At 62.2% G+C, this 22,726-nt stretch carries 19 protein-coding genes; 6 read left to right on the forward strand and 13 right to left on the reverse strand.

Annotated elements, in window-relative coordinates; translation table 11 throughout:
- Positions 1 to 305: 305 nt before the first annotated feature.
- The gene (gene tyrS, locus ACZ6WW_RS09960) at positions 306 to 1,511 is read right to left on the reverse strand and encodes a tyrosine--tRNA ligase (RefSeq protein ID WP_465274058.1); all 1,206 of its coding nucleotides are present in this window, start codon (positions 1,509 to 1,511) and stop codon (positions 306 to 308) included.
- Positions 1,512 to 1,696: 185 nt separating this feature from the next.
- On the opposite strand from tyrS, the gene ACZ6WW_RS09965 reads away from it, so the two are divergent.
- Positions 1,697 to 3,133: an OapA family protein gene (locus tag ACZ6WW_RS09965; protein WP_281851373.1), complete on the forward strand. Its 1,437-nt coding sequence runs from the start codon at positions 1,697 to 1,699 to the stop codon at positions 3,131 to 3,133.
- Between the two features lie 10 nt (positions 3,134 to 3,143).
- On the forward strand, positions 3,144 to 4,265 hold the full coding sequence (locus ACZ6WW_RS09970) for an anhydro-N-acetylmuramic acid kinase (protein WP_465274059.1): 1,122 nt from the start codon (positions 3,144 to 3,146) through the stop codon (positions 4,263 to 4,265).
- 276 nt (positions 4,266 to 4,541) lie between these two features.
- Here ACZ6WW_RS09970 and ACZ6WW_RS09975 read toward each other — a convergent pair whose 3' ends face one another.
- The 3 genes from ACZ6WW_RS09975 to ACZ6WW_RS09985 form a co-directional block, all read right to left on the reverse strand.
- Positions 4,542 to 4,820, reverse strand: a complete 279-nt coding sequence (locus ACZ6WW_RS09975; protein WP_281851371.1) for a hypothetical protein — start codon at positions 4,818 to 4,820, stop codon at positions 4,542 to 4,544.
- A gap of 78 nt (positions 4,821 to 4,898) precedes the next feature.
- Entirely contained in the window at positions 4,899 to 6,191 is a 1,293-nt protein-coding gene (locus ACZ6WW_RS09980; RefSeq protein ID WP_465274060.1) for an AmpG family muropeptide MFS transporter, read from the reverse strand.
- The gene (locus ACZ6WW_RS09985; RefSeq protein ID WP_281851370.1) at positions 6,181 to 6,951 is read right to left on the reverse strand and encodes an exodeoxyribonuclease III; all 771 of its coding nucleotides are present in this window, start codon (positions 6,949 to 6,951) and stop codon (positions 6,181 to 6,183) included. The genes ACZ6WW_RS09980 and ACZ6WW_RS09985 overlap by 11 nt, the downstream gene beginning before the upstream one ends.
- 45 nt (positions 6,952 to 6,996) lie before the next feature.
- Between ACZ6WW_RS09985 and ACZ6WW_RS09990 the strand changes: the two genes are divergently transcribed.
- The 3 genes from ACZ6WW_RS09990 to ACZ6WW_RS10000 all read left to right on the forward strand — a co-directional run bounded on the left by ACZ6WW_RS09990 (position 6,997) and on the right by ACZ6WW_RS10000 (position 8,918).
- A complete protein-coding gene (locus ACZ6WW_RS09990; RefSeq protein WP_465274061.1) occupies positions 6,997 to 7,494 on the forward strand; it encodes a GNAT family N-acetyltransferase in 498 nt (165 codons plus the stop codon).
- 26 nt (positions 7,495 to 7,520) lie between these two features.
- Positions 7,521 to 8,168 carry an orotate phosphoribosyltransferase gene (gene pyrE / locus ACZ6WW_RS09995; RefSeq protein ID WP_465274062.1) on the forward strand — a complete coding sequence of 216 codons (648 nt, stop codon included), beginning with the start codon at positions 7,521 to 7,523 and terminating at the stop codon, positions 8,166 to 8,168.
- 96 nt (positions 8,169 to 8,264) lie between these two features.
- Positions 8,265 to 8,918, forward strand: coding sequence for a DUF4124 domain-containing protein (locus ACZ6WW_RS10000; RefSeq protein ID WP_465274063.1), 654 nt, complete (start codon positions 8,265 to 8,267; stop codon positions 8,916 to 8,918).
- Positions 8,919 to 9,008: 90 nt separating this feature from the next.
- Here the strand turns inward: ACZ6WW_RS10000 and ACZ6WW_RS10005 are convergent, their stop codons facing one another.
- The 3 genes from ACZ6WW_RS10005 to ACZ6WW_RS10015 form a co-directional block, all read right to left on the reverse strand.
- Positions 9,009 to 11,315, reverse strand: a complete 2,307-nt coding sequence (locus ACZ6WW_RS10005) for a phosphomannomutase/phosphoglucomutase (RefSeq protein WP_465274064.1) — start codon at positions 11,313 to 11,315, stop codon at positions 9,009 to 9,011.
- Positions 11,316 to 11,385: 70 nt separating this feature from the next.
- Positions 11,386 to 11,874, reverse strand: coding sequence for a dUTP diphosphatase (dut, locus tag ACZ6WW_RS10010; protein ID WP_465274493.1), 489 nt, complete (start codon positions 11,872 to 11,874; stop codon positions 11,386 to 11,388).
- Positions 11,875 to 11,949: 75 nt separating this feature from the next.
- Entirely contained in the window at positions 11,950 to 12,360 is a 411-nt protein-coding gene (locus tag ACZ6WW_RS10015) for an SRPBCC family protein (protein ID WP_465274065.1), read from the reverse strand.
- Between the two features lie 291 nt (positions 12,361 to 12,651).
- Here ACZ6WW_RS10015 and ACZ6WW_RS10020 point away from each other — a divergent pair, with 291 nt between their 5' ends.
- Positions 12,652 to 14,613 carry a sigma-54-dependent Fis family transcriptional regulator gene (locus tag ACZ6WW_RS10020; RefSeq protein ID WP_465274066.1) on the forward strand — a complete coding sequence of 654 codons (1,962 nt, stop codon included), beginning with the start codon at positions 12,652 to 12,654 and terminating at the stop codon, positions 14,611 to 14,613.
- 216 nt (positions 14,614 to 14,829) lie between these two features.
- On the opposite strand, the gene ACZ6WW_RS10025 is transcribed toward ACZ6WW_RS10020, so the two are convergent.
- The 6 genes from ACZ6WW_RS10025 to ACZ6WW_RS10050 form a co-directional block, all read right to left on the reverse strand.
- A complete protein-coding gene (locus ACZ6WW_RS10025) occupies positions 14,830 to 17,187 on the reverse strand; it encodes a TonB-dependent receptor (RefSeq protein WP_465274067.1) in 2,358 nt (785 codons plus the stop codon).
- A 77-nt stretch (positions 17,188 to 17,264) separates the two neighbouring features.
- Positions 17,265 to 17,840: an S-(hydroxymethyl)glutathione synthase gene (gene gfa, locus ACZ6WW_RS10030; protein WP_465274494.1), complete on the reverse strand. Its 576-nt coding sequence runs from the start codon at positions 17,838 to 17,840 to the stop codon at positions 17,265 to 17,267.
- 25 nt (positions 17,841 to 17,865) lie between these two features.
- Positions 17,866 to 18,975 carry an S-(hydroxymethyl)glutathione dehydrogenase/class III alcohol dehydrogenase gene (locus tag ACZ6WW_RS10035; RefSeq protein ID WP_465274068.1) on the reverse strand — a complete coding sequence of 370 codons (1,110 nt, stop codon included), beginning with the start codon at positions 18,973 to 18,975 and terminating at the stop codon, positions 17,866 to 17,868.
- A gap of 15 nt (positions 18,976 to 18,990) precedes the next feature.
- A complete protein-coding gene (locus tag ACZ6WW_RS10040; RefSeq protein WP_465274069.1) occupies positions 18,991 to 19,764 on the reverse strand; it encodes a c-type cytochrome in 774 nt (257 codons plus the stop codon).
- Between the two features lie 9 nt (positions 19,765 to 19,773).
- The gene (locus ACZ6WW_RS10045; RefSeq protein ID WP_465274070.1) at positions 19,774 to 20,607 is read right to left on the reverse strand and encodes a transporter substrate-binding domain-containing protein; all 834 of its coding nucleotides are present in this window, start codon (positions 20,605 to 20,607) and stop codon (positions 19,774 to 19,776) included.
- A gap of 75 nt (positions 20,608 to 20,682) precedes the next feature.
- Positions 20,683 to 22,482, reverse strand: a complete 1,800-nt coding sequence (locus tag ACZ6WW_RS10050) for a methanol/ethanol family PQQ-dependent dehydrogenase (RefSeq protein ID WP_465274071.1) — start codon at positions 22,480 to 22,482, stop codon at positions 20,683 to 20,685.
- Positions 22,483 to 22,726: the final 244 nt, after the last annotated feature.

Consider the following 22,726-nt stretch of genomic DNA (forward strand, 5'->3'; position numbering starts at 1 on the left):
CTCAATCACTTGCGTCCGATTTCTCGATCCGCTTCGGAACATTTCGTCCCGAGTGAGCCGCCCATATTACATCGTTTTTCCTGTCCGTCAACACCCTGAAGAAGATGAATTTCAGCGGGGGAGTTGCCGTTGCAGGGGATGCTGCGGCGGGAGGCGAATAATAGGGAGGGGCCCCATTTTTGACAAGCGATTTTTCGAAAATTTCTCGAATTTTTTTCACTTGCTTCGCTAAGCGCTTGTTCTCACAAGACACAAGCATCGAAGCGCGCGACACACACGTCGCGCACCCCATGGATCAGTGCTACTTACTTGAGCAACACGCGCGCAAAGTTGCGCTTGCCAACCTGCAGCACCGCTTCGAAACCGGGCACGAATACGCGCTGCGCGTCTTCGACCACTTCCGCATTGATGCGCACGGCGCGCTCTTTGATCTTCTGATTGGCTTCGCTGTTGCTCGACGCCAGACCCGCAGCCTTCAACAGCGCGGCCAGACGCAAGCCTTCCGCGGGCACGGATACTTCGGTAAGCGGCAACAGGCTGGTGTCGCCCTCCCCGCGCACCACTGCGTTCCAGCCGGCAATCGCCTGCTCCGCCGCCGCGGCATCGTGGAAGCGCGTGGCCAGCTCGCGCGCCAGGCGCATCTTGGCGTCGCGCGGATTGAGCGCGCCGCTGGCGATGTCCTGCTTCATCCGAGCCATTTCCTCCAGCGACACGTCAAAGCTGAGCAGCTCGAACCAGCGCCACATCAAGTCGTCGCCGATCTTCATCGTCTTGGTGACGATATCGATCGCCGGCTCGTTGATGCCGATGTAGTTGCCCAGCGACTTGGACATCTTGTTGACGCCATCGAGGCCTTCGAGCAGCGGCATGGTCAGTACGATCTGCGGCGGCTGGCCGTGGTGCTCCTGCAGCGCGCGACCCATCAGCAGGTTGAACTTCTGGTCGGTACCGCCGAGCTCGACGTCGCACTCAAGCGCGACCGAGTCGTAGCCCTGCACCAATGGATAGAGGAACTCATGGATCGCGATCGGTTGCTGCGCGGCGTAGCGCTTGGCGAAATCGTCGCGCTCGAGCATGCGCGCCACGGTGTGCTGCGCGGCCAGCTTGATCATGTCGGCCGCGGTCATCTTGCCGAACCACTCCGAGTTGAAGCGCAGCTCGGTCTTGTCGCGGTCCAGCACCTTGAAGACCTGCTCGGCATAAGTCTCGGCATTGGCCAGGACATCCTCGCGGGTGAGCGGCTTGCGTGTCACGTTCTTGCCGGTCGGGTCGCCGATCATGCCGGTGAAGTCGCCGATCAGGAAAATGACCTGGTGCCCCAGATCCTGGAACTGGCGCATCTTGTTGAGCAGCACGGTGTGGCCCAGGTGCAGATCCGGCGCGGTCGGGTCGAAGCCCGCCTTGATCCGCAACGGCCGGCCACGCTTGAGCCTCTCGACCAGTTCTTCCTGCTTGATGATTTCGTCCGCGCCGCGCGCAATCGTGGCCAGCGCCTGGTCGAGCTCGTTCATGGTGTCCTCTATATGTAACGCGGCGCGCTGGCGGGCGCCGGCGCGATCACGAAGGTGAATAGGGTTAATTGTGCGTTAACCCAAAACATAGCGCAAACCCTTGATCGAAAAGGCGTTGACGCCGTTTGCACAGGGCCGTTATGGTACGCGGCATTACATAATTTGTACCGCGGGGCATACAGGGCATGGGTGAGGGCAGCAAGATCGCGCGCGCGGCGCGAAAAGAAGCCATTCGTCGCAAGGCGCAGCGCCGTCACTCTCACTTTTACGAACGTGTCTCGCATTGGTCTTTCGGTCACCACAGCGAAGAGCCGATCCATTGGCATCGTGAGCGCTGGGTCCTCGCCGGCACGGCCGTGCTGATTACCGCGCTTTCCGGTTTCATCATTCCCGCATGGGCGAGTGCAATGCGCCCGCCGGCCGTTCCGGCCGCCCATTCCCTGCTGCCGTTGGCCCTGCCCAAGGCCGATACGGTGGTGCATCAGACCCCGACCGTCGAAGACTGGCACATCGTGCAGGTGCAGCCTGGCCAGACCCTGTCCGACATCTTCCAGAGCCAGGGCCTGAGCCTGACCGACCTGCAGCACGTGGTGGACCAGGCCGGCGATGCCAAGGCGCTGCACAACATCAAGCCCGGCCAGGAATTCGACTTTCTGCTCGGTAGCGACGGCAGCCTCAGGGGCATTCGTTTCGACAAGGACGAAAGCAGCCGCGCAACGGTCCGTTTCGATGGCGCCAAGCCCACGATGGTCGCGCAGACGCGCGAAGTGGAGCGTCGCGAACATATCGCCCACGGCGTGATCGACAGCTCGCTGTTCGCCGCCGGCTCCAAGGCTGGCATGAGCAACGCCATGGTGCTCAAGCTCGCCGAACTCTTTAAATACGACATCGACTTCGTGCAGGACCTGCGCGAAGGCGACAGCTTTACCCTCGTCTACGACGACGTGTATCGCGACGGCGCCTATCTGCACGAAGGCGACATCGTCGCGGCCGAATTCGTCAACCAGGGCAAGCGCTACACCGCGTATCGCTTCAAGAAGGACGACGGCAACTACGGCTGGTTCAGCGAGGATGGCCGTCCAATCCAGAAGTCGTTCCTGCGTATTCCGGTCGATTTCACGCGTATCTCCTCCACCTTCAGCGCCGCGCGCTTCCACCCGATCCTGGGCAAGATGCGCGCGCACAAGGGCGTGGACTATGCTGCGCCGACCGGCACGCCGATCCATGCCGCGGGCGATGGCGTGATCAAGTTCAAGGGTTGGATGAACGGTTACGGCAACTTCGTGATCATCCAGCACAACGGCAGCATCAGCACCGCCTACGGTCACATGTCGAAGTTCGCCAACGAGAAAGTCGGCCAACGCGTGACCCAGGGTGCGGTGATCGGCTTTGTCGGCATGACCGGCCTGGCCACCGGCCCGCATCTGCATTACGAATTCCGCATCAACAACGAGCAGCGCGACCCGCAGTCGGTCACCTTGCCCAAGCCCGAGCCGATGAGCGGCGTACAGCTGGCGAAGTTCAAGGCGCAGGTCGTGCAGCCGCAGCTGGCTCGCCTGAAGACGCTCGACGCCAACATGAAGATGGCCCGCGTCGGCAGCTCGTCGCGCAACGACGACTAAGCTTAAGCACGTGGATGACGCTTCATCGCTCTATCTTGGGCTGATCTCCGGCACCAGCGCGGACGGTATCGACGCCGCGCTGGTTCGCTTCGAAAACGATCGCCCGCAGCTTGTCGCCGCACTCACCCATCCCTGGCCTGACGATCTGCGCGAACGCATTCTGCGCGTGGCGCAGGATGAAGAGCGGCTGGATCTTGATGCCTATGGACGACTCGATGTCGCTATCGGGCAGCAGTTCGCGCATGCCGCGCTGGCGGTGCTCGGACAAAGCGGCGTGGACGTGGCGACCGTACGGGCCATCGGCTCGCATGGCCAGACCTTGCGTCACCGCCCGACCGGCACGCAGCCCTTTACCCTGCAGGTAGCCGACGCCTCGGTGATCGCCGAGCGCTGCGGCATCGATGTGGTCGCTGATTTCCGCCGTGCCGATGTCGCCGCAGGCGGCCAGGGCGCGCCCTTGTTGCCTGCCGTCCACGCGATGTTGTTGTCGGTGCCGGGACAATGCCGGGTGGTGCTCAATCTGGGCGGTATTGCGAATATCACCGTGCTCGGAGCGCACGGTGAGGTGTTCGGCTTCGACACCGGGCCGGCGAACGGCCTGATGGATGCCTGGCATCTGCGTCATCGCGGCACGGCGTTCGATCGCGATGGCGCGTTCGCGGCAAGCGGGCACGTGGACGCTGCATTGCTCGATGCGTTACTGGCCGATCCGTATTTTGCATTGCCGCCACCCAAGAGCACGGGGCGCGAGCATTTTCATCTGGCCTGGCTGGACACGCATGCACGCGTCGCCGGTTTATCGGTGGCCGATGTCCAGGCCACCTTGCTGGAGCTTTCCGCGCGTAGTGTCGCCGATGCGATCAAACGCCATGCGCCCGATGCGGTGGATGTGCTGGCTTGCGGCGGCGGCGTGCACAACGGTGCGCTGATGCGTCGGCTTGCCGAACTGCTGTCACCCTGCGCGCTGCAAAGCACGGCCGCTTTCGGTGTCGATCCGGATTATCTGGAGGCCACGGCGTTTGCCTGGCTGGCTCGGCAGCGATTGCTGGGATTGCCGGGGAATTTGCCGGTGGTTACCGGGGCGCGTGGGGCGCGGGTGCTTGGCGCTGTTTATCTTGCGCCAAGAGAATAAGCCGCCCTTAGTTTGTAGGAGCGACTTCAGAGAACCTCTAAAAACCTTCCCTATTCGTCATTCCGGCGAAGGCCGGAATCCATTCCTCAGCGCTGATACTTGCCACAGGCTGCCTGACAAGCGGCAACTGAGGAATGGATCCCGGCCTTCGCCGGGATGACTGTAAAAACTGAGGCTTTTCGAGGCTCCCTTCAGTCGCGACCCACGGTTACGTCACGGCTGGTCGCGACTCAAGTCGCTCCTACAAAATAGGTGGTTCATCAGAAGACTTATCGACTACTTCTCCGCCAACGTACTCGACGGCGCCACCGACAATGCCTGCACGGCCTCCTGAAACGCGGCTTTCTCCTCCGCATCCCATTGCCCGCTCAAGATAGTCAGGTCACCCGGATCGAGCATCGTCTCGGCAAACACATTGCCGGCCACGGCCATACCAAGGCCATGCCGCAGCGCGTGCAGCACCACGTCATTGATCGACCACTGACGCTCCTTGGCCAGCTGCTTGATGCGGTCGGCCATCAGGCTGTCGATGTGGCGTATGGTGAGATCCGGCACGACTCTGCCCCGCGTAACTGACTGGGCCCCTGTGGGCAACATGGTGGCACAGGTGGGCGTGGGGTATGCAAGCGCCCTTTAGCCGGTTTTGAGCTTGTCGTCGTAACGCGGCCACAAATAAAGAAACAGCGCGCCGGCCGGCAGCAGCGACAGCACCGTGATGATGAAAAACATGCCGTAGCCGGTGGCCATGGCGATGCCGCCGGCAAAAAAGCCAAGCAGTTTCCCAGGCAAATTGACCATCGAGCTCAACAAGGCGTACTGAGTGGCCGTGTGCTGCTTGTTGACCAGCGACGACAGGAAGGCCACGGTCGGCGGCCCGAGCACACCTAAGGTCAGGTTTTCCCCGGAGATCACCAGGGTCAGCACCACGATATTGCCGGGATGGGCAATCAGGAACAGATACAAGAGGTTACTGGCACCGGCCAGGACGATCGCCGCGCCCAGCGGGCGCCATGCGCCCCAGCGAGCCACCGCCGCGCCGCCGATAAACGTGCCGACGATGCCGATCCAAATGCCGTAGATCTTGGTCACAGTCGCAATCTGGGTCTTGTCGAAACCCATGTCCCGGTAGAACGGGCTCATGACGCCACCGATGGTGGCCTGCTCGGGAATCTTGAACAACAGGATGAAGGCCAGCGTGACCAGGGCCAGCGCCCAGCCGTAACGACGAAAGAAATCGGCAAACGGGGCGACGATGCTCTCGCGCATCGCCTCGCCCCAGCTGCGTGGCGCGGTGCGCAGGACCTTGGGCTCGCGCGCGATCAGGGTAGTGGCGATCGGAATCAGCATCGCCACCGCCATACCGAGATAGACCACACGCCAGGGGAAGTGATCGGCCGCAATCAGGGCAAGCGCGCCGGCTACGATCAGGGCGATGCGATAGCCGAGCGAATACGTCGCCACCAGCGCGCCCTGCGCCTCCAGCGGCGCGATCTCGATACGGTACGCATCCACGGCGATGTCCTGCGTGGCGCCGAAGAACGCCACGACCAGGGTGGCCGCAACAAAGAGCGGAAGCTGGGCCGGCGTAAGCAAGGCCATCGCGATCAGACCGGCGGTGACGCATAGCTGCGCGAACAATAGCCAGCCGCGCCGCTGTCCCAGGCGCGCAAAACCCGGCAACCGCCAATGATCGAGCAACGGCGCCCAGACGAACTTGAACGCGTAAGTCATGCCGGCGCTGGCGATCATCGTGATGTCCTTGAGCACGATGCCGTTTTCTTTCAACCAGTACGCCAGCGTGCCGGCGACCAGCAGGAACGGCAGGCCCGAGGAAAACCCGAGGAACGCCATCGTCCACGCCGAAGGCTGGGTAAACGCCTGCCAGATCGAAGGCTTGCTGGGCTTCGCAGCCGGCTCAGTCGGCATAGTCGACGATATAGGGCGCGTGGTCGGAGAAACGTTCGTCGCGGTAGATCGAGCAGGACTTCAGGCGATCGCGCAAGGAAGGCGTCACCACCTGGTAGTCGATGCGCCAACCCACGTTGTTCGCACGCGCCTGGCCACGATTGGACCACCAGGTGTATTCGACCGCGTCCGGCTTGATCGCACGGAAGCTGTCGACCCAGCCGCGCTGCTGGAACAGCAGATCCAGCCACGCGCGCTCTTCCGGAAGACAGCCGGAGTTCTTCTGGTTGGAGCTCCAGTTCTTGATGTCGTTCTTGGTGTGGACGATGTTCCAGTCGCCGCAGATCACGTAGTCACGGCCGCTCTTGAGCCACTCGTCGAAGATCGGCGTGATCCATTCCATCACCTTGAACTTGAACTGCTGGCGTTCGTCGCCGGACGAACCGGAAGGGACGTAAAGCGATACCACGCTGAGATTGCCGAAGCGCGCCTCGATATAGCGCCCTTCGCTGTCGAACGGCTCCCAGCCCAGTGAGGTACGCACTTCGTCCGGCTCGCGTTTGGCGTAGATCGCCACGCCGCTGTAGCCCTTCTTGCTGCTCGCATCGCGATAGAAACAATGATGTCCATCGGGCCGGAACATCGGATCGCTGAGCTGGTCTTCCTGCGCCTTGGTTTCCTGCAGGCAGACCACGTCGGCCTTCTGCTTGCGCAACCACTCGAACACGCCCTTGGTGCCGGCCGAACGGATGCCGTTGGCGTTGAGGCTGATGATGCGCATGCACGCTCTCCTGCAATCACAAAGGAATGCGTCATCATACCAACCATGTCCAGCCCCCCTGCCATCCGCGTGATGCTCGCCGAACCGCCGTTGCACGCCGAGCTCCTGAAGCTGCGCGTACGGCCGGATCAGGACGAGTTCGTCAGCCCGGTTGCCGTGACCTTGGCCGATTCCCTTGTATGCGAAGGCAGCGAGCCCATGGCGATCCTGCTGGGAGACGAGCCGATCGGCTTCTACCGGCTCGAAGAAAGCGTGCGCAGCATTGCCGGGCACGACATGGACTATCCCGCCTTGGGCCTGCGTTCGTTCTTTATCGACCGGGATTGGCAAGGCCGTGGCTGGGGCCGCGCGGTGATGACCGCGGTGATCGACGACGTGGAAACGCGGCACCCTGCGATCGAGGCACTCGTTCTTACCGTCAATTGCCGCAATGCGACGGCCTTGGCGTTGTACCTGCGCGCGGGCTTTGTCGATACCGGCGAACTGCATCTGGGCGGGCGATCCGGGCCGCAGCACCTGCTAGTGCGTAAACTACGCGCCTGACTATTCCACTTCCGGCGAGACCATCCGTGCACGACTACCAGCGCGACTTCATCGAACTCACCTTGCAGCGCGATGTGCTGCGCTTTGGCGAATTTACGCTCAAATCGGGTCGCCAGAGCCCGTATTTCTTCAATATGGGACGCATCGATTCGGGTGCGGCACTGGCCCAGCTGGGACGTTCCTACGCGGCGGCCGCGGTCAATTCCGGCGTGGCGTTCGACATGTTGTTCGGCCCGGCATACAAAGGTATTGCCCTGGCTGCGGCCACGGCCATCGCGCTGGCCGACGGCCATCAGAAAGATCTGCCCTGGGCCTATAACCGCAAGGAGGCCAAGGATCATGGCGAAGGCGGCGTCCTGGTCGGCGCGCCACTGAAGGGTCGCGTCCTGATCGTCGACGATGTGATGACTGCCGGTACCGCGGTGCGCGAGTCGCTCGCCTTGATCCGTGCCCAGGGCGCCACACCCGCCGGCGTGCTGATCGCGCTGGACCGGCAGGAACGCGGCCAGGGCGAACTGTCCGCCGCACAAGAAGTTACCGCCGAATTCGGCATCCCGGTGATCGCCATTACCGGCCTGGACAATGTCCTGGCCTATGCCGGCGAGCGCCCTGAGCTGGCGGCCGAGCACGTGCGCCTGATGGCCTATCGCGAGCGCTACGGCGTCGCAGGCTGATTTGAACCGCGTCACAAGCCACGGCCGACCGCCAGCGACGAGGTAGGTCGGCCTTCATCCCGATGGCTATACTGGCTGCGATCCAAGGGGACACGCATGCGAACGATCTTTGCCGCCATCACGATTGCCGCCGCCGTGGTCAGTGCGCCGGTGCTCGCTCAGCAAAAACAGAACCAGAGCGCCTATCGCTATCGCTGGACCGACGCGCAAGGCCTGCCGCATTACAGCGACAGCCTCAGCGCGGATGCGATGAAATACGGCTATGACATCGTCAACGACCGCGGCCTGACGGTCGGGCACGTCGATCGCCAGCTCAATCCGCAGGAACGCGCGGCCGCACAGAAAATCGCAGCGCAGAACGCCGCTGCGAAACAAGCGGCCGACGACCAGGCGCGCAGCGACAGCCAGATGCTCGCCGCGTACAGCTCGGAGGCAGCCTATCAAGCCTCTCTGAAGCAGAACCTCGACACCATCGACCAGCAGATCAACACCACCAAGATCAATTTGCATAGTCAGGAAAAAGCGCTGACCGATCTGCTGGCACGCGCGGGCGAAGCCGAACGCGCCAAGCAGCCCGTGCCCAAATCGCTCAACGACAGTATCGCCAAGCAACGCAATGTGGTCGCCGGTCAACGCGATGTCCTGCTCAAGCAGGAAACCACGCGCGATGCCGCCGAAACCAGGATGGTCGAACAGATGGCGCACTACCGCCAGGTAAAGGCCGCCGCGGAAAAAGACCGCGGCGAATAAGTTATCGCCGCGACGCTATCGCGGGATCGCTGACAGGGCAGGTACTTGAGCCGATAGCGGTACCTCTGGATACCGCTATCGGCTTTATGCTCAGAACGGCAACTTCAAATCCTTGTTTACCGCGAGCAGTTGCTCACGATAGACATTCTGGATTCGCTTCAGTGCTGCCGGGTTGTCCGCATCGAAACGCAACACCAGGATCGGCGTGGTGTTGGACGCACGTACCAGACCCCAACCATCCGGCCAGTCCGCGCGCACGCCATCGATGGTAGTCAGCGTGGCGTCGCCGAAGGTGGCGGTCTGACGGAATTTGTCCATGAACTTGTAATGCTCGCCTTCGGCCATCTCGATCTTCAGCTCGGGCGTGGACACGCCCTTGGGCAGCGTCGCGAAGATCGCTTCGGGCGTGCGCTCTTCCAGGTCGCCGGCAAGAATCTCCAGCAGGCGCGCGGCCGCATAGATACCGTCGTCGAAGCCGTACCAGCGCTCCTTGAAGAAGAAATGGCCGCTCATCTCGCCGGCAAGTTCCGCATGGGTCTCGCGCATCTTGGCCTTGATCAGCGAGTGCCCGGTGCGCCACATCATCGGACTACCACCGGCGTCGAGAATCTGACCGCGCAGATGGCCGGTGCACTTGACGTCATAGATGACCGTCGCACCCGGCTGGCGCGACAGCACATCGCGCGCGAACAACATCAACGTGCGATCCGGGAAGATGATCTCGCCATCGCGCGTCACCACGCCTAGACGATCGCCGTCGCCGTCGAAGGCAATGCCCAGGTCGGCACCGGTCTGCTTCACCGCAAGGATCAGGTCCTCCAGATTGTGCGGATCGGACGGGTCCGGGTGATGGTTCGGAAAGCTGCCGTCGACGTCGCAATAGAGCTGGATCACATCGCAACCGATGCCTTCGAGCACCTGCGGCGCCACGGCGCCGGGGATGCCGTTGCCGCAGTCGACGACGATCTTGAGGTTACGCTCGGCCTGGACGTCCGACGTAATGCGCTCGATATAGTCCGGTACCACGTCGATATGACGGATGCCGCCCTGCCCGCCGCTTTCGAGCCGGTTGCCGGCAATGCGCTGATACAGATCCTGGATCGCGCCTTCGGACAGCGTCTCGCCGCCGACCACGATCTTGAACCCGTTGTAGTCCGGCGGATTGTGGCTGCCGGTCACCGCCACGCCGCTACCCGTATTGAAACGGTAGGCGGCGTAGTAGACCACCGGTGTCGGTACGGCACCGATATCGATCACGTCGATACCCGCTTCACGCAAGCCGTCGGCCAGCGCGCCGGCCAGTTCCGGACCGGACAGGCGGCCGTCGCGACCCACCACGATTTCGCGCAGGCCTTTCTCGCGCATCACCGTGCCGATCGACTGGCCGAGCAAGCGCGCCACATCGCGGGTCAGCGATTTGCCGACCACGCCGCGCACGTCGTAGGCGCGGAAAATCGTCGGATCCACCGCTGCCGGCGCAGGCGGCGCCTTGGGTGCGGGGCGAGCAGCAGGCCTGGGCGATTCGGGCTTGTTTTCGACCACGGGGGGCAAAGGCAACTCTTCTGGCTCTTCTGGCGCTATCTCCGGTTCCGGGCGGCTACGCCACCACAGCAGGAAACCGCCGCCAACGATGCCCAACAGCGCCAGCAACCCGGAAAGCAGCGCCGAGCGCGGCAAGACGACATAAGCTTGCGGTACCGCGGCAACCACGCTGAAGGCGCTGCCGGGCACGGGCTTGCCGAGCACTTCGCGTTCCCCGCTGCGGGCTCCGCTTGCCAATAAGGAGCGGTCGATACGGTCGTCTTCCTGATGAAGCTCCAGTCTGCCGTCGGGTACCCGAATGGACTCGAAGCGTTGTTGCAGCCCCGAGAAGGGAAAGGCCAGCCATACCCACGCACGCGGTTTGGCCGGCGCCCCCAGCGGCAACACCAGGGTGAGCTGACGCGCGGAACCGTCGGACACGGTCTGCATCAAGGTCTGGCCATCGGCCGTTTGCGCGGCCAGCAACTGAGCGGCCTTGCCGTAGCCGAACTGGCGATAGTCGGCGTGCACGACTTCGTCGAGGCTGCCGGAATAGATTTCGATCCGTGTCGCTTGCGGCAGTGCCTGATGCAGCTGCGCGATCAGCAGATCGTGGTCGACGGACGGGTCGATACCGGTCAGCGCCTGCTGGATCTTGCCGCGCTCGATCGCGATTTCGCCCTGCAGGCTCTGCACCGCCTCGTTCTGCGCCGCATGCAGGCGCTCCTTGGCGCCGTCCTCGTCGGCGATCAGCCAGGTCTGCCAGGCGCAGAAAAGGCCGAGCAGGATCAACAGCGTGCCGGCCGCCAACGGCAGCAAACCGCGCAAGTCGACATTGGGCGCGCGCATCCGTCTGCTTACCGTGGTTTTCGCCATGCCTCTCCCCCTTTGATTAGCCGGCTTGCCGACCTGTTTTACTGTTGCGAACGCACCCGCACGCGCAAGATTAGCTCACGCCCGTGGATCCGAAGCCGCCCAGCCCCCGCTGGCTCGACGTCGAGAACGATTCCACGACCGTAAACGCCGGGCGCACGATCGGCACGAACAACATTTGAGCGATACGATCCCCCGGCTGAATGGTAATGCTCGCATCCTCGCCCCCGACGCCACTGCGCGGTGGGTTCCGGTTCCACACACTGACAAAGCATTCGGCCATGTAATCGGCATCGATCACCCCGGTGCCGTTGCCCATCACCAGGCCGCGCTTGTGACCCAGGCCCGAGCGCGGCAGCACCAGGGCGCAGAACTCGTGGGTATTCATATGCATGGCCAGCCCGGTAGGAATCAACACCGAGGGCGCCTGGGGGGCCAGTACCAGCGGTTCGTCGATACAGGCGAACAGATCGATACCGGCAGCCTGGTCGCTTTGATAGGTGGGCAGACCCCAGGTGCGCAGACGTTCGTCGAGTATGCGCAGTTCGATGCTAGGCGCGATGTTCAATCCCTATCCTTCCAAGAACGCGCCGGGACGGCGCTGGATTGAGGGATTGTACGGAAAGCTTACCGCGTGTCAGCCATCCAGGGCGGCAGCGAGCGCTGCCAGGCCCTCCATATAGAGGTTGCGTAAGGCGTCTTCGATGACCGATTCGGTGGCCCCTACGGGTTCGAACACGCTAGACCAGATCACCGTGCAGCCCTGCTTGCGCGCGCTGACCTGCAGCGTGGCGCGGCAGTCGAGCATCGGCAGGGCACCGTCGACCAGCGCGTAGACGTAACGACGGCTCGCATCGCTGCGTGTTTCCAGTCGTTCCACCGCGCGGCTGCCGTCGGCGTAATGCAAGGTGCGGATGCGCCCCTCCCAGGAAAGGTCCAATCCGTGGACCAGCGGATGCCAGCGATGCAGACCGCCGAAATCGCCGATCAGCGCCCACACGACGTCGGCCGGATTGGCCAGCCGCTGCGCCACCCGAACCTCCGCCATAGTCTCCCTCCGCGCTACCCAAGGTGTGGAAGCTTTCGGTGCGTTCTTTCAATGCGTTAATGCAGGCAAGAGGCGCGCCAAGTTCAAGCCGCCGAAAAGACGCAAAAACACACGTTCCCGATGTGCAATTTCCGTGAACGCTGTTGCTGTTCCGGGACAGCGCCGGTGACACACCGCGCCATATGCTGCACTGCGGTTTGCTCCATGACTCGTTAAGGACCATCCTCGTCAACGGGTATCACGGATGGCGTCACAGCTGCACCGCCTGCATCCTGACTTCAAGACGCTTCGATGCCGTGGATCACCTTCGCATCCATGGAGCAACGTATGCGCAGTGTGTTGTCCAACACCTCTTCGACCCGCATCGACAGCATGCTGCGTGAGCGGCTGGGCGACGTAAATGTCGCACCACACGTCGCCAAGTCCTGGCTGCGCTGCATCGAGGAATACGGCATAGACGCCGACGCGGCACGCGACACGCCCGTGCTCGATGCCGCCTCGATCAGCGAACGTCAACAGCGTTTTGGCGAGCTGCTGAATGTGGCGCGGGCGGAGATGGAGAATCTTTACGAACAGATTGCCGGCTCGGGTTATGCGGTCATTCTGTGTGATGCCGAAGCGGCCATTCTGGGCGCCATCACCGATCCGTCGCTCAAGCGCGAATTTCGCGGCGCGGGCTTGCGCGTCGGTGCTGTATGGAGCGAGCGTTACGAAGGCACCAACGGTCTGGGCACGTGCATCGCCGAAGGCGGTCCGGTCACCGTCTATCGCGAAGAGCACTTTCGCCACTTCAACATGGATCTGTCGTGCTCCGGCGCGCCAGTGCTCGATACGCAGGGCGAAGTGCTGGGCGTGCTGGACGCGTCTACCGTCAATGCCGCCGACACCCGTCTGATCCAGCGCCATACGATGGCCCTGGTCGCCATGTCGGCCAACCTTATTTCACGCTGCCATTTCCTCGCCGAATGCCGTGACAAATGGATCCTGCGTTTTCACAGCCGACCCGAGTTCGTCGGCCTGTTGCACGAAGCCCTGCTGGCCGTGGACAGCAGCGGCGTCGTGCGGGCGGTCAACGAAAGTGCGCTGACCCAGCTCGGCATGTCGCGCGACAAACTGGTCGGACAGTCGCTGGAGCGAATCTTCCCATTCGATTTCAACACTCTGGAAAAGCGTGCCTTCGCCGACGCAGCGACGCTGTGGCCGGTGCGCGACGCCGCCTACGGCCGCCGCTTCTTCGCGATGGTGCGGCCCCCTTCGGTGATCACTAACGGCGTAACGCTATCGGCGCCCGTGGCCAGTCCGACACCGACACGCCAGCACGTCGGCGGCGATACGCGCATGCAGCACAATATGAATTGCGGCCGCCAGTTGTTCGGCCGCCGCGTACCGCTCTTGCTGCAGGGCGCAACCGGTACCGGCAAGGAAGCCTTTGCCAAGGCGCTGCACCTGGCCAGCAGCTGGGCGGACAAGCCGTTTATCGCGGTCAACTGCGCCGCCATTCCCGAGCCGCTGATCGAAAGCGAGCTGTTCGGCTACACCCGGGGCGCATTTACCGATGCCTCGCGCGATGGCCATCTGGGCAAGATCCGCCAGTCCAGTGGCGGGACGCTGTTTCTCGATGAGATTGGCGATATGCCGTTGCGCCTGCAGACACGATTGCTGCGCGTGCTGGAGGAGCATGAAGTCATGCCTCTGGGTGGCGAGCGCGCAATTCCGGTCGATCTGCACGTCATCAGCGCCACCCATCAGGATCTGCAAAAGATGGTGCAGGCGGGCGAATTTCGCGAAGACCTGTATTACCGGCTCAATGGCATCACGCTGCAATTGCCGGCGCTGCGGGAGCGCACGGATAAACTGGATCTGATAGACACGCTGCTGGCGGAGGAATCGCAAGGGCTGGCGCGGCCAAGGCTGTGCGACGATGCGCTGCGTCTGCTGCTCAATTATGCGTGGCCGGGCAATATCCGCCAGTTACGCAATACGCTTCGCACGGCCGCGGCGCTTTGTTCCGATAGCGTGATTCGGCCATGCAACCTGCCGCAGGAAATCACCGGTTACAGTGCTGCCGAACCCGCCAACGCATCCGTCGCGGGCAATGGCGATGCGCCGTTGCGTACCGCCGAACGCGAGGCCTTGTTGCGTGAGCTCGAACAGATGCATTGGAATATCAGTCGTACTGCCAGCGCATTGGGGATCAGTCGCAATACGTTGTATCGCAAGCTGCACAAGCATGGGATTGTGTTGCCGGATTGAGTTGCAGCGACATTGGAGAGCTCCTCACAACCCCCTACTCGTCATCCCGGCGTAGGCCGGGACCCAGTGGCTTTGCGGTGGGTTGTCGCGAGAGTCATCAAGCATTTGCTCTACCGCGAAAACTGGAAACCGAAGTCACTGGATCCCGGCCTACGCCGGGATGACGAGTAGGAGGCGGAGCTTCAACATTTGGTGAGGCTGCACGCACAACGCTTCTTAGAAATGCAAGCGCACCCCCACCGTAAACAACCGCGGCGCACCGGGCGCCACGAACAAGGTCGACATCTCCTCCCCCGGCGCCACCTGCGGCCGGATCAGGTGGCCGTCCGGCAACGCATCGTCGGCAATCGCACCATAGGTCTCATAACGACGGTCGAAGGCATTGTCCACGCGCGCGTAGAACTGCAAGGCATCGTTCCATGCAAAGACCGCACGCAGATTGACCAGCGCGTAGCCACGGGTACCCCAGTTGGCGCGCACATCGGGATCATCGTCGCTGATGCGCCCGTCTTCGTTGCCATTGCTGACGCTGCCGGAGAAAGCCAACAGATCCGCGCCCAGCGTCAGGCGCGAAGTGGCATTCCAGTCCACGGTGAATTTTGCACTGTGTCGCGGCAGGCCCGCGATACGGGTTCCCGGCCGCGTGTCGATCGTGCGTTCGCCGGCAAGCAATTGGCCATACGATTGATACGTAGCCAGCAGCAGGTTGTAGCCCAGGTGCCAGGACCACGCGCCTTGCTGGCCGCCGACGTCCAGGTCCGCCCCCTGATAGCGCGTACGCCCGACGTTGGCGAAGTAGCCCTGCTGCGTATTGGGTGCGCGCAGAAACAAGATATCGTCGCGGTTGTCGGTGCGGAACAATGAAGCGCTTGCGTTGAGACCGCCTTCGTTCTTCCAGCGCGCACCCAGCTGCCACGCACGCGATACGACCTGACGCAGCGGCGGATCGGCCTGCAGCCCCGTGGGCAGGCGACAGGGCTCGGTCGGATCGGCACAGCCCAGTTCGATCACCGACGGCGCGCGGTTGCTTTGCGACGCGTTGGCGAACATCACCCACGACCCCAACGCCTGGGTCACGCCCAGCGACGGATTGAGCTTGCGATAGGTATTGTGCTGACCGGGCTGTACGCCGTCGTCCGCACTGGACAGCACGCTCAACAAACGCAGATCGTTCCAGCGCAAGGAGCCGGTCACATGCGTGGTGTCGGTCACCGCCCAGGTATCGGTAGCGTATACACCCCAGGAGCGGCTGGTGCCGTTGACACCGGAGAAGAATTCCACCGGCGCGGCCGGATCGACGATCGTGTCGCGACTGCCCTCATCCAGCGTGGCATCCTGCGTGTATTGCGCATAGCGCACGCTGCTGCGATCGAACGTAGCGCCGAACGCGAGTTGATGGTCGCCCGCATGCGTGCTGAAGCTCAGGCCACCGCCCTGCCCTTGCTGGCGTGTATAGGTACTGTTGAGCACACCGGTAGCCAGCGCATCGGCCTGGGCACGGGAGACATCGCAATCGCCTTCCAGCGGCTCGCCATCGGCACCGTAGCCGGCGCCGCAGGCGTCGATGAAATCATCGTAGTCGTCGTTGATGTCGCCGTTAACCGTGTCGCGCCGCGTATGTCTCGTATAGAGCAAGGCAGTCAGCTGCGTGTCCGCATCAAAGCGATGCGTGTAGTGCGTCGTCAGCTGGGTGGTTTGCGTGTGTGTTACATCGGGTGCGGTATAGATCGCACGACGGTCCTGTTGGTACAAGCCGGGCTCGAATACCTGGGCGTCATCATCGTAACGCGTGCCGGGCAGCAGGCCGTTGCCGACCAGCCGGCTGCTGCCATGCATCACTTCGATGTCCCAATCGTCAGCTGCTGTATGTCGACCGAACTTCAAGAAGCCATTGCGCATGATGCCCGGCGAATCGCGGCGCCAGCCGTTCTCGTCGAAGTATGTCCCGGCAACGAAGAGATGCCAGCCCTGTGCATTGCTGATGCCATACGACAGGTCGGTCCGGCGGCGCGCGTAGCTACCATAGGAAACATCCGCATCGAAACCCGGCGATGTCAGTCCCGACTTGGTCGTCAGCACCAGCGCGCCACCGAGTGTATTGGGACCGAACACCGGGTTGGCGCCAGGCAGCAAGGTGATCGACTCCAGCGCAAATTCCGGAATCATGTCCCAGCTGACAATATCGCCGAAGGGCTCATTGACACGCACGCCATCGAGGTACACCGAAATGCCTTGGGCGGCGCCCAGTGTCGGCGAGGCGCGAAAGCCATGAAAGGTCACGTCGACCTGGAACGGGCTGCCCTGAACGTCATTGATGTTCACGCCGGTCAGGCGATTGTTCATGACGCCGACGAGATTGGCACCGGCGACATCGCGCTGCACATCATAGCGAAGGCTCTGCACGGCGTATGGCAAGCTGGCCGCATCAATGCCCATGCCCGGTAACGGTGTCGGCACAACAATGATCGGCGCAAGATTGGTAACAATCGATGGTGCATCGGCAGCATGCAAATGGCACGCGAACAGCAGGATCGCCCATGGCGCACCACCGCCTCGAATGCGCCATCCCGCCATATGCCCTCCACTTCATCGCGCAAACGGCTCCGATCGCGTTCAGCTGCGATCGGAGCCACCCCAACGCCACCCAAGGTTCAAGCCTTCAGCACACCCGATGCCTGAGCGATCTTGGTTGCCATGAAGTCCATCAATGGCGGCGACAGACAGTCGTACGGCGGCAGGCCCAGTTCGTTCAAACGCGCGCGCACGGCATCCTGGTTATTCGGATCGGCACCCGATTCGATGATCGACGACACGAACGCAGCGAATCCCGGCGCCGACCAGCCGGTTTCGGACGAAAGCTCGGTGTGGATGAAATCCAGCCCATAGAACGGATGGCCCTTGTTCTCGATGCGTCCATACATGTGCACGCCGCAACCCGTGCAGGCATGCCGCTGGATCGCCGCTTTCTCGTCGACAATCTTCAGCTTGTCCGCGTTCTGGGTCACCTCGACCTGTTCGCGCGGCACCACCGCGATCATCGCGAACAGCGAGCCATCCGGCTTCCAGCATTTCGTGCAGCCGCATACATGGTTGTGCGCCGACTGCGTGCCGACGCTGACCTTGACCGGCTTGTCCTTGCAATGACAAACCAGCGTGCCGCCGGAGAAGTTCTCGGCGCCCGGCTTGACGCCTTTGTCGACCGATGGGTGAATGGCAACAGTCATGATGTGCTCCTCAGCATACGGTGGAGATTCAATAGACGATGACCGAACGAATGCTCTTGCCTTCGTGCATCAGGTCGAAGGCATGATTGATCTCGTCCAATCCGAGGGTGTACGTAATGAAGGGATCGATCTTGATCTCGCCGGACATGTAACGGTCGACATAACCCGGCAGCTGGCTGCGGCCTTTCACGCCACCAAATGCCGTGCCACGCCACACCCGCCCGGTCACCAGCTGGAACGGTCGCGTGCTGATCTCCTGCCCGGCGCCGGCCACGCCGATGATGATCGACTCGCCCCAACCGCGATGACAGCATTCGAGGGCCGCACGCATCACGTTGACATTGCCGATGCACTCGAATGAGTAATCCACGCCACCGGTCAGTTCGACGATGACCTGCTGGATCGGGGTATCCGGATAGGCCTTCGGATTGATGCAGTCGGTGGCGCCCATCTGCTTGGCCATCTCGAACTTGTCCGGGTTGGTGTCGATCACCACGATGCGCCCGGCCTTGGCCATGACCGCACCCTGCACCACGGAAAGGCCGATGCCGCCCAGGCCAAATACCGCCACGGACGAACCCGGCTCCACCTTTGCCGTATTGAGCACGGCACCGATGCCCGTGGTGATGCCGCAGCCGAGCAGGCATACCTTCTCCAGCGGTGCGGCCTTGTTGATCTTCGCCAGCGCGATTTCCGGCAGCACGGTGTAGTTGCTGAAGGTGCTGCAGCCCATGTAGTGCAGCAGCGGCTTGCCGTTCAACGAGAAGCGCGAGGTGCCATCGGGCATCAGGCCCTTGCCCTGCGTGGCGCGAATCTTTACGCAGAGATTGGTTTTCTTCGAAAGGCAGTACTCGCACTCGCCGCATTCGGGCGTGTAGAGCGGAATCACGTGGTCGCCGGGTTTGAGCGTGGTCACGCCCGGGCCGACTTCTTCCACTACACCACCGCCCTCGTGTCCCAGGATCACCGGAAACTCCCCCTCCGGGTCGGCCCCGGACAAGGTAAAGGCATCGGTGTGGCAGACGCCGGTGGCGACGATGCGCACCAGTACTTCGCCGGCCTTCGGGCCGGCCACATCCACTTCTTCGATCGATAAAGGTTTGCCCGCTGCAAAAGCGACGGCTGCGCGTGACTTCATGACATGTCCTCGTGATCAGTCCTGGCTCGATGGCGGGCGCCCGGGTTGCACCAGATCCAGCTGACGCGCCTTGACGTAGTCGTAGATGGCGCGCAAATCGTTCTCTTCGAAAAAGCCCGCCCAGGAAGGCATGCCTTTCTCGGGCCGACCGGCCATCGCCGTGCTGAGAAAGGTGTCCCAGGTCATACCCATCTTCAGCGAGTTGCGCAGGTCCGGTGCGAGATCGCCGCCGACCGCATCGCCACCGTGGCAGCGGAAGCAGTACGAGTTGTAGTTTTCGTAGCCCTTGAAAACATCGTCGGTAACCTTGGGCGGCTTGTCGTTGAGATAGACCTGAAAGTCGGTCGTGACCGACTGGCCGCCGGCGGTCTTGTAGGTGTGGGTTGCACCGGCCGCCGCTGTACTCTTCGCTGGCGCACCACCACCGGTCTGCGACAACACATAGTCCACCGCGGCATGCAGATCGGCATCGCTCAACTGCGGATGCGGCGTCATCGGTATCTGACCCCATACGCCGCTGCCGCCTTCCTTTACCTTCTTCATCAAGGTGGCAACGATCTGCGGTTGCTGTGAGGCGTATTTCTTCGCAATGTCCTGGTACGCCGGACCCACCACTTTGTGATCTATCGCGTGGCAGGACAGGCAATCGCTGCCTTTGACTACGGTTGCGCCCTTGCTCGTATCCGGAGCGATGGCGGCCCATAGCGGCATCGTGATGAAACATAGCGACGCCGACATCGCGACCCGCCACAAACCCGTCAAAACCTGCTCCGATACGTTTCTACGCATGACGCCTCCTTACAGATTGGCCATCTGACTGGCCGATGCGCTATCGCCATCGCCGAACAGCTGCACGCCATGCTGGTGCAGCACGCCGGTCAAGGCGGACTTCTGTTGCTTGATGACGTTATTGAGCTTGTTGCGCAACGCGTCGTCGCCTTTGCGCACCGCCATCGACATCGGGAAGGAATACATTTCAGGCGAGCCCGTGGCGCGCGTATTGGGCAAGGCCACCGTGGTCAGCTCGGGATAGTCGTGTAGAAATGCACCGACGGCCGGTTGCCAGGTGATCATCACGTCGATCTGTCCGGTCTGTACCGCATCGAGCGTGCTGCGCGGCGACTCGCCGGAGGACCCGCTGATATCGAACGACCTGGCCGACGTCACCAGGCCGCGCAGCTGCAGGCCCGCCTCTACCGGCGTGTCGCCTTCGAAGCCCAGCTTGAGCTTGCGCAGGTCGGGCGAATTCATGTTCTCTATGGTGTAGCCCTTGTCCTTCTTGAACACGAAGACATAGGACGACACGTAGTACGGATCGGTGGTCAGCTCCTCGTCGTTGCCGTAAGGCATGCTCATCACCACGTCGCATTTGCCGCTATCGAGATTGCGCGAGAGATACTCGGGAAAGCCGCCGTGCCCGCGCATGTCGGCCCAGACATATTCGAGCTTCGCGCCCATGGCCTTGGCGACCGTTTCGGCGACCGCGTTTTCGAAACCCTGGCCGGCGCGGTTGGAGTACGGCAGGTAGTCGGGATCCGCGCAGACTTTCAGCGTGCCCGCCGCATGGGCGGGCAAGGCGCCAGCGAGAGCGATCAACAGACAAGTCGCGGTCAACGTGTACAGCTTGCTCATGGCATGAGGTCCTATGCGATGAAGACGCCAGAACGCATCCGCGGCGCCATCAATGCGCCGCGGACGTCCGTTCGATCAGTCGAGTGCGAACACCAGCAAGGTGCCGCCGAGGTTGGTGTAGTCGCTCAGGCTTGCGGTCGCACCCACTGCGCCCAGACCTTCGGTCGCCTTGGTGAGGTTTTCAGCCAGACCGATCGCCGCCCAGCCGCCGACGCCGCTGAGAATCGCCACGTACTGCTTACCTTCGTACGTATAGGTGATCGGGTTGCCGATGATTCCCGACGGTGCCTTGAACTTCCACAACACCTTGCCGCTCTTGATATCGACGGCGCGGAATTCACCCGTCAACGTGCCGTAGAACACCAGCCCGCCACCGGTGGTCAGCGCACCGCCCCAGTCCTGGAAGCGATCGTCGATAGCCCACTTGGTCTGACCGCTGACCGGGTCGAAGGCGATAAAGCGCCCGCCGACGTCGCCGTGATTGGCCGGATACATATTCACCAGCGCACCGACATACGGGAAACCGGCTTTGTACTTCACGTTGAATGCCTGGTAATCCATGCACACGTGATTGGTCGGCACATAGAACAGCTTGGTGTTCGGATCGTAGGCAGCTGGCTGTTGGTCCTTGCTACCTTGCGACGACGGGCAGATGCCTTTTACGTTTTCGCCTTCCTTGGTCATCATCGCCGGGTTGAGCACAGGTTTGCCGGTGGCCATGTCGATGTGATCGGCCCAGTTCACCACCGCGTCGAACTTCTTGGCCGACACCAGTTTTCCGGTACGACGGTCCAGCACGTAAGCAAAGCCGTTGCGATCGAAATGCGTCAGCGTCGGAATGCTTTTCCCGTCGACCGTACTATCGGTGAGAATATTTTCGTTGACGCCGTCGTAGTCCCAGCCATCGTGCGGCGTCATCTGGAACACCCACGCCGCCTTACCCGTTTCCGGATTCCGCGCGATGATCGACATCGAGTATTTGTTGTCGCCCGGTCGTTGCGTCGGGTTCCAGGTGCCGGGGTTGCCGGTGCCGTAATAGAGCAGGTTCAACTTCGGATCGTAGGTGTACCAGCCCCAGGTAGTGCCACCGCCGAGTTTCCATTGTTCGCCTTGCCACGACGACAGGCTGGAATCCTTGCCGACCGGTTTGCCGGTGGCTCCGTCGATGGTCTTGTTCGGATCGAACAACAGCTGGTCGTCGGGTCCGGTGCTGAACGCACGCCAGACCTGCTTGCCGGTCGCCGCATCGTTCGCGGTGACATAACCATGGACGCCGTATTCCGCGCCCGATACGCCGGTAATGACCACGTTCTTGATCACCAGCGGCGCCATCGTCTGCGTCTGGCCCAGCTTGGGATCGGCGTTCTGGACCTTCCACTTCACGCTGCCGTCCTTGGCGTTCAGTGCATAGAGAAAACCGTCGAGTGCATTGGCGTAGATGACGCCATTGCTATAGGCCACGCCGCGATTGACGACATCGCAGCACGCCACGGAGGGCGCGAACTTGTCCTGCTGCGGCGCGAACTTCCACAGAATGCGGCCTGGCTCCTTGAGCGACACCGCATACACGTAATTGGGAAACGAGCTTTCGAAAAACATCGTGTCGCCGACCACCAGCGGCTGGCCTTCGTGGCCGCGCAGCGAGCCGGTGGACATGGTCCAGGCGACATGCAGATTCTTTACGTTGTCGGGCGTGATCTGATTCAGGCCGCTGTAGCGATGCCCAGCGTAATTGCCCGCCGGGATGACCCACTGGTTGTGATCTTGCGACAGCTTGTCCAACTGCTCGTTGGCTGCGGCAATACCCGGCAGCAGCAGAGCCAGACAGGCAACGTGTGCTGCGGGTCGCCAGAAACGTACGGATGGTTTGAACATGGATGGACTCTCCCCGGATGCTGAAGGCTTACGTGCCATCGGCGACGCACGGCGCGTGCCGGTGCAACATCGGTTGCATCAGGGAGATAGCAGGGGCTGTGCCACTTCTCGCGTCACGGGTGAAACTGTCGGTCAATCATTGACCTAGCCGGGTTTGGCTCGGCTGCGGTTGGTTGCGTTGGAGGCGTAGTGTCTCTGTATCGCCACAGTGCTTGATGCAGAAGTGGGGCAGCCTGGGATAATG

Source organism: Dyella sp. NPDC103356 (genome assembly GCF_055584465.1).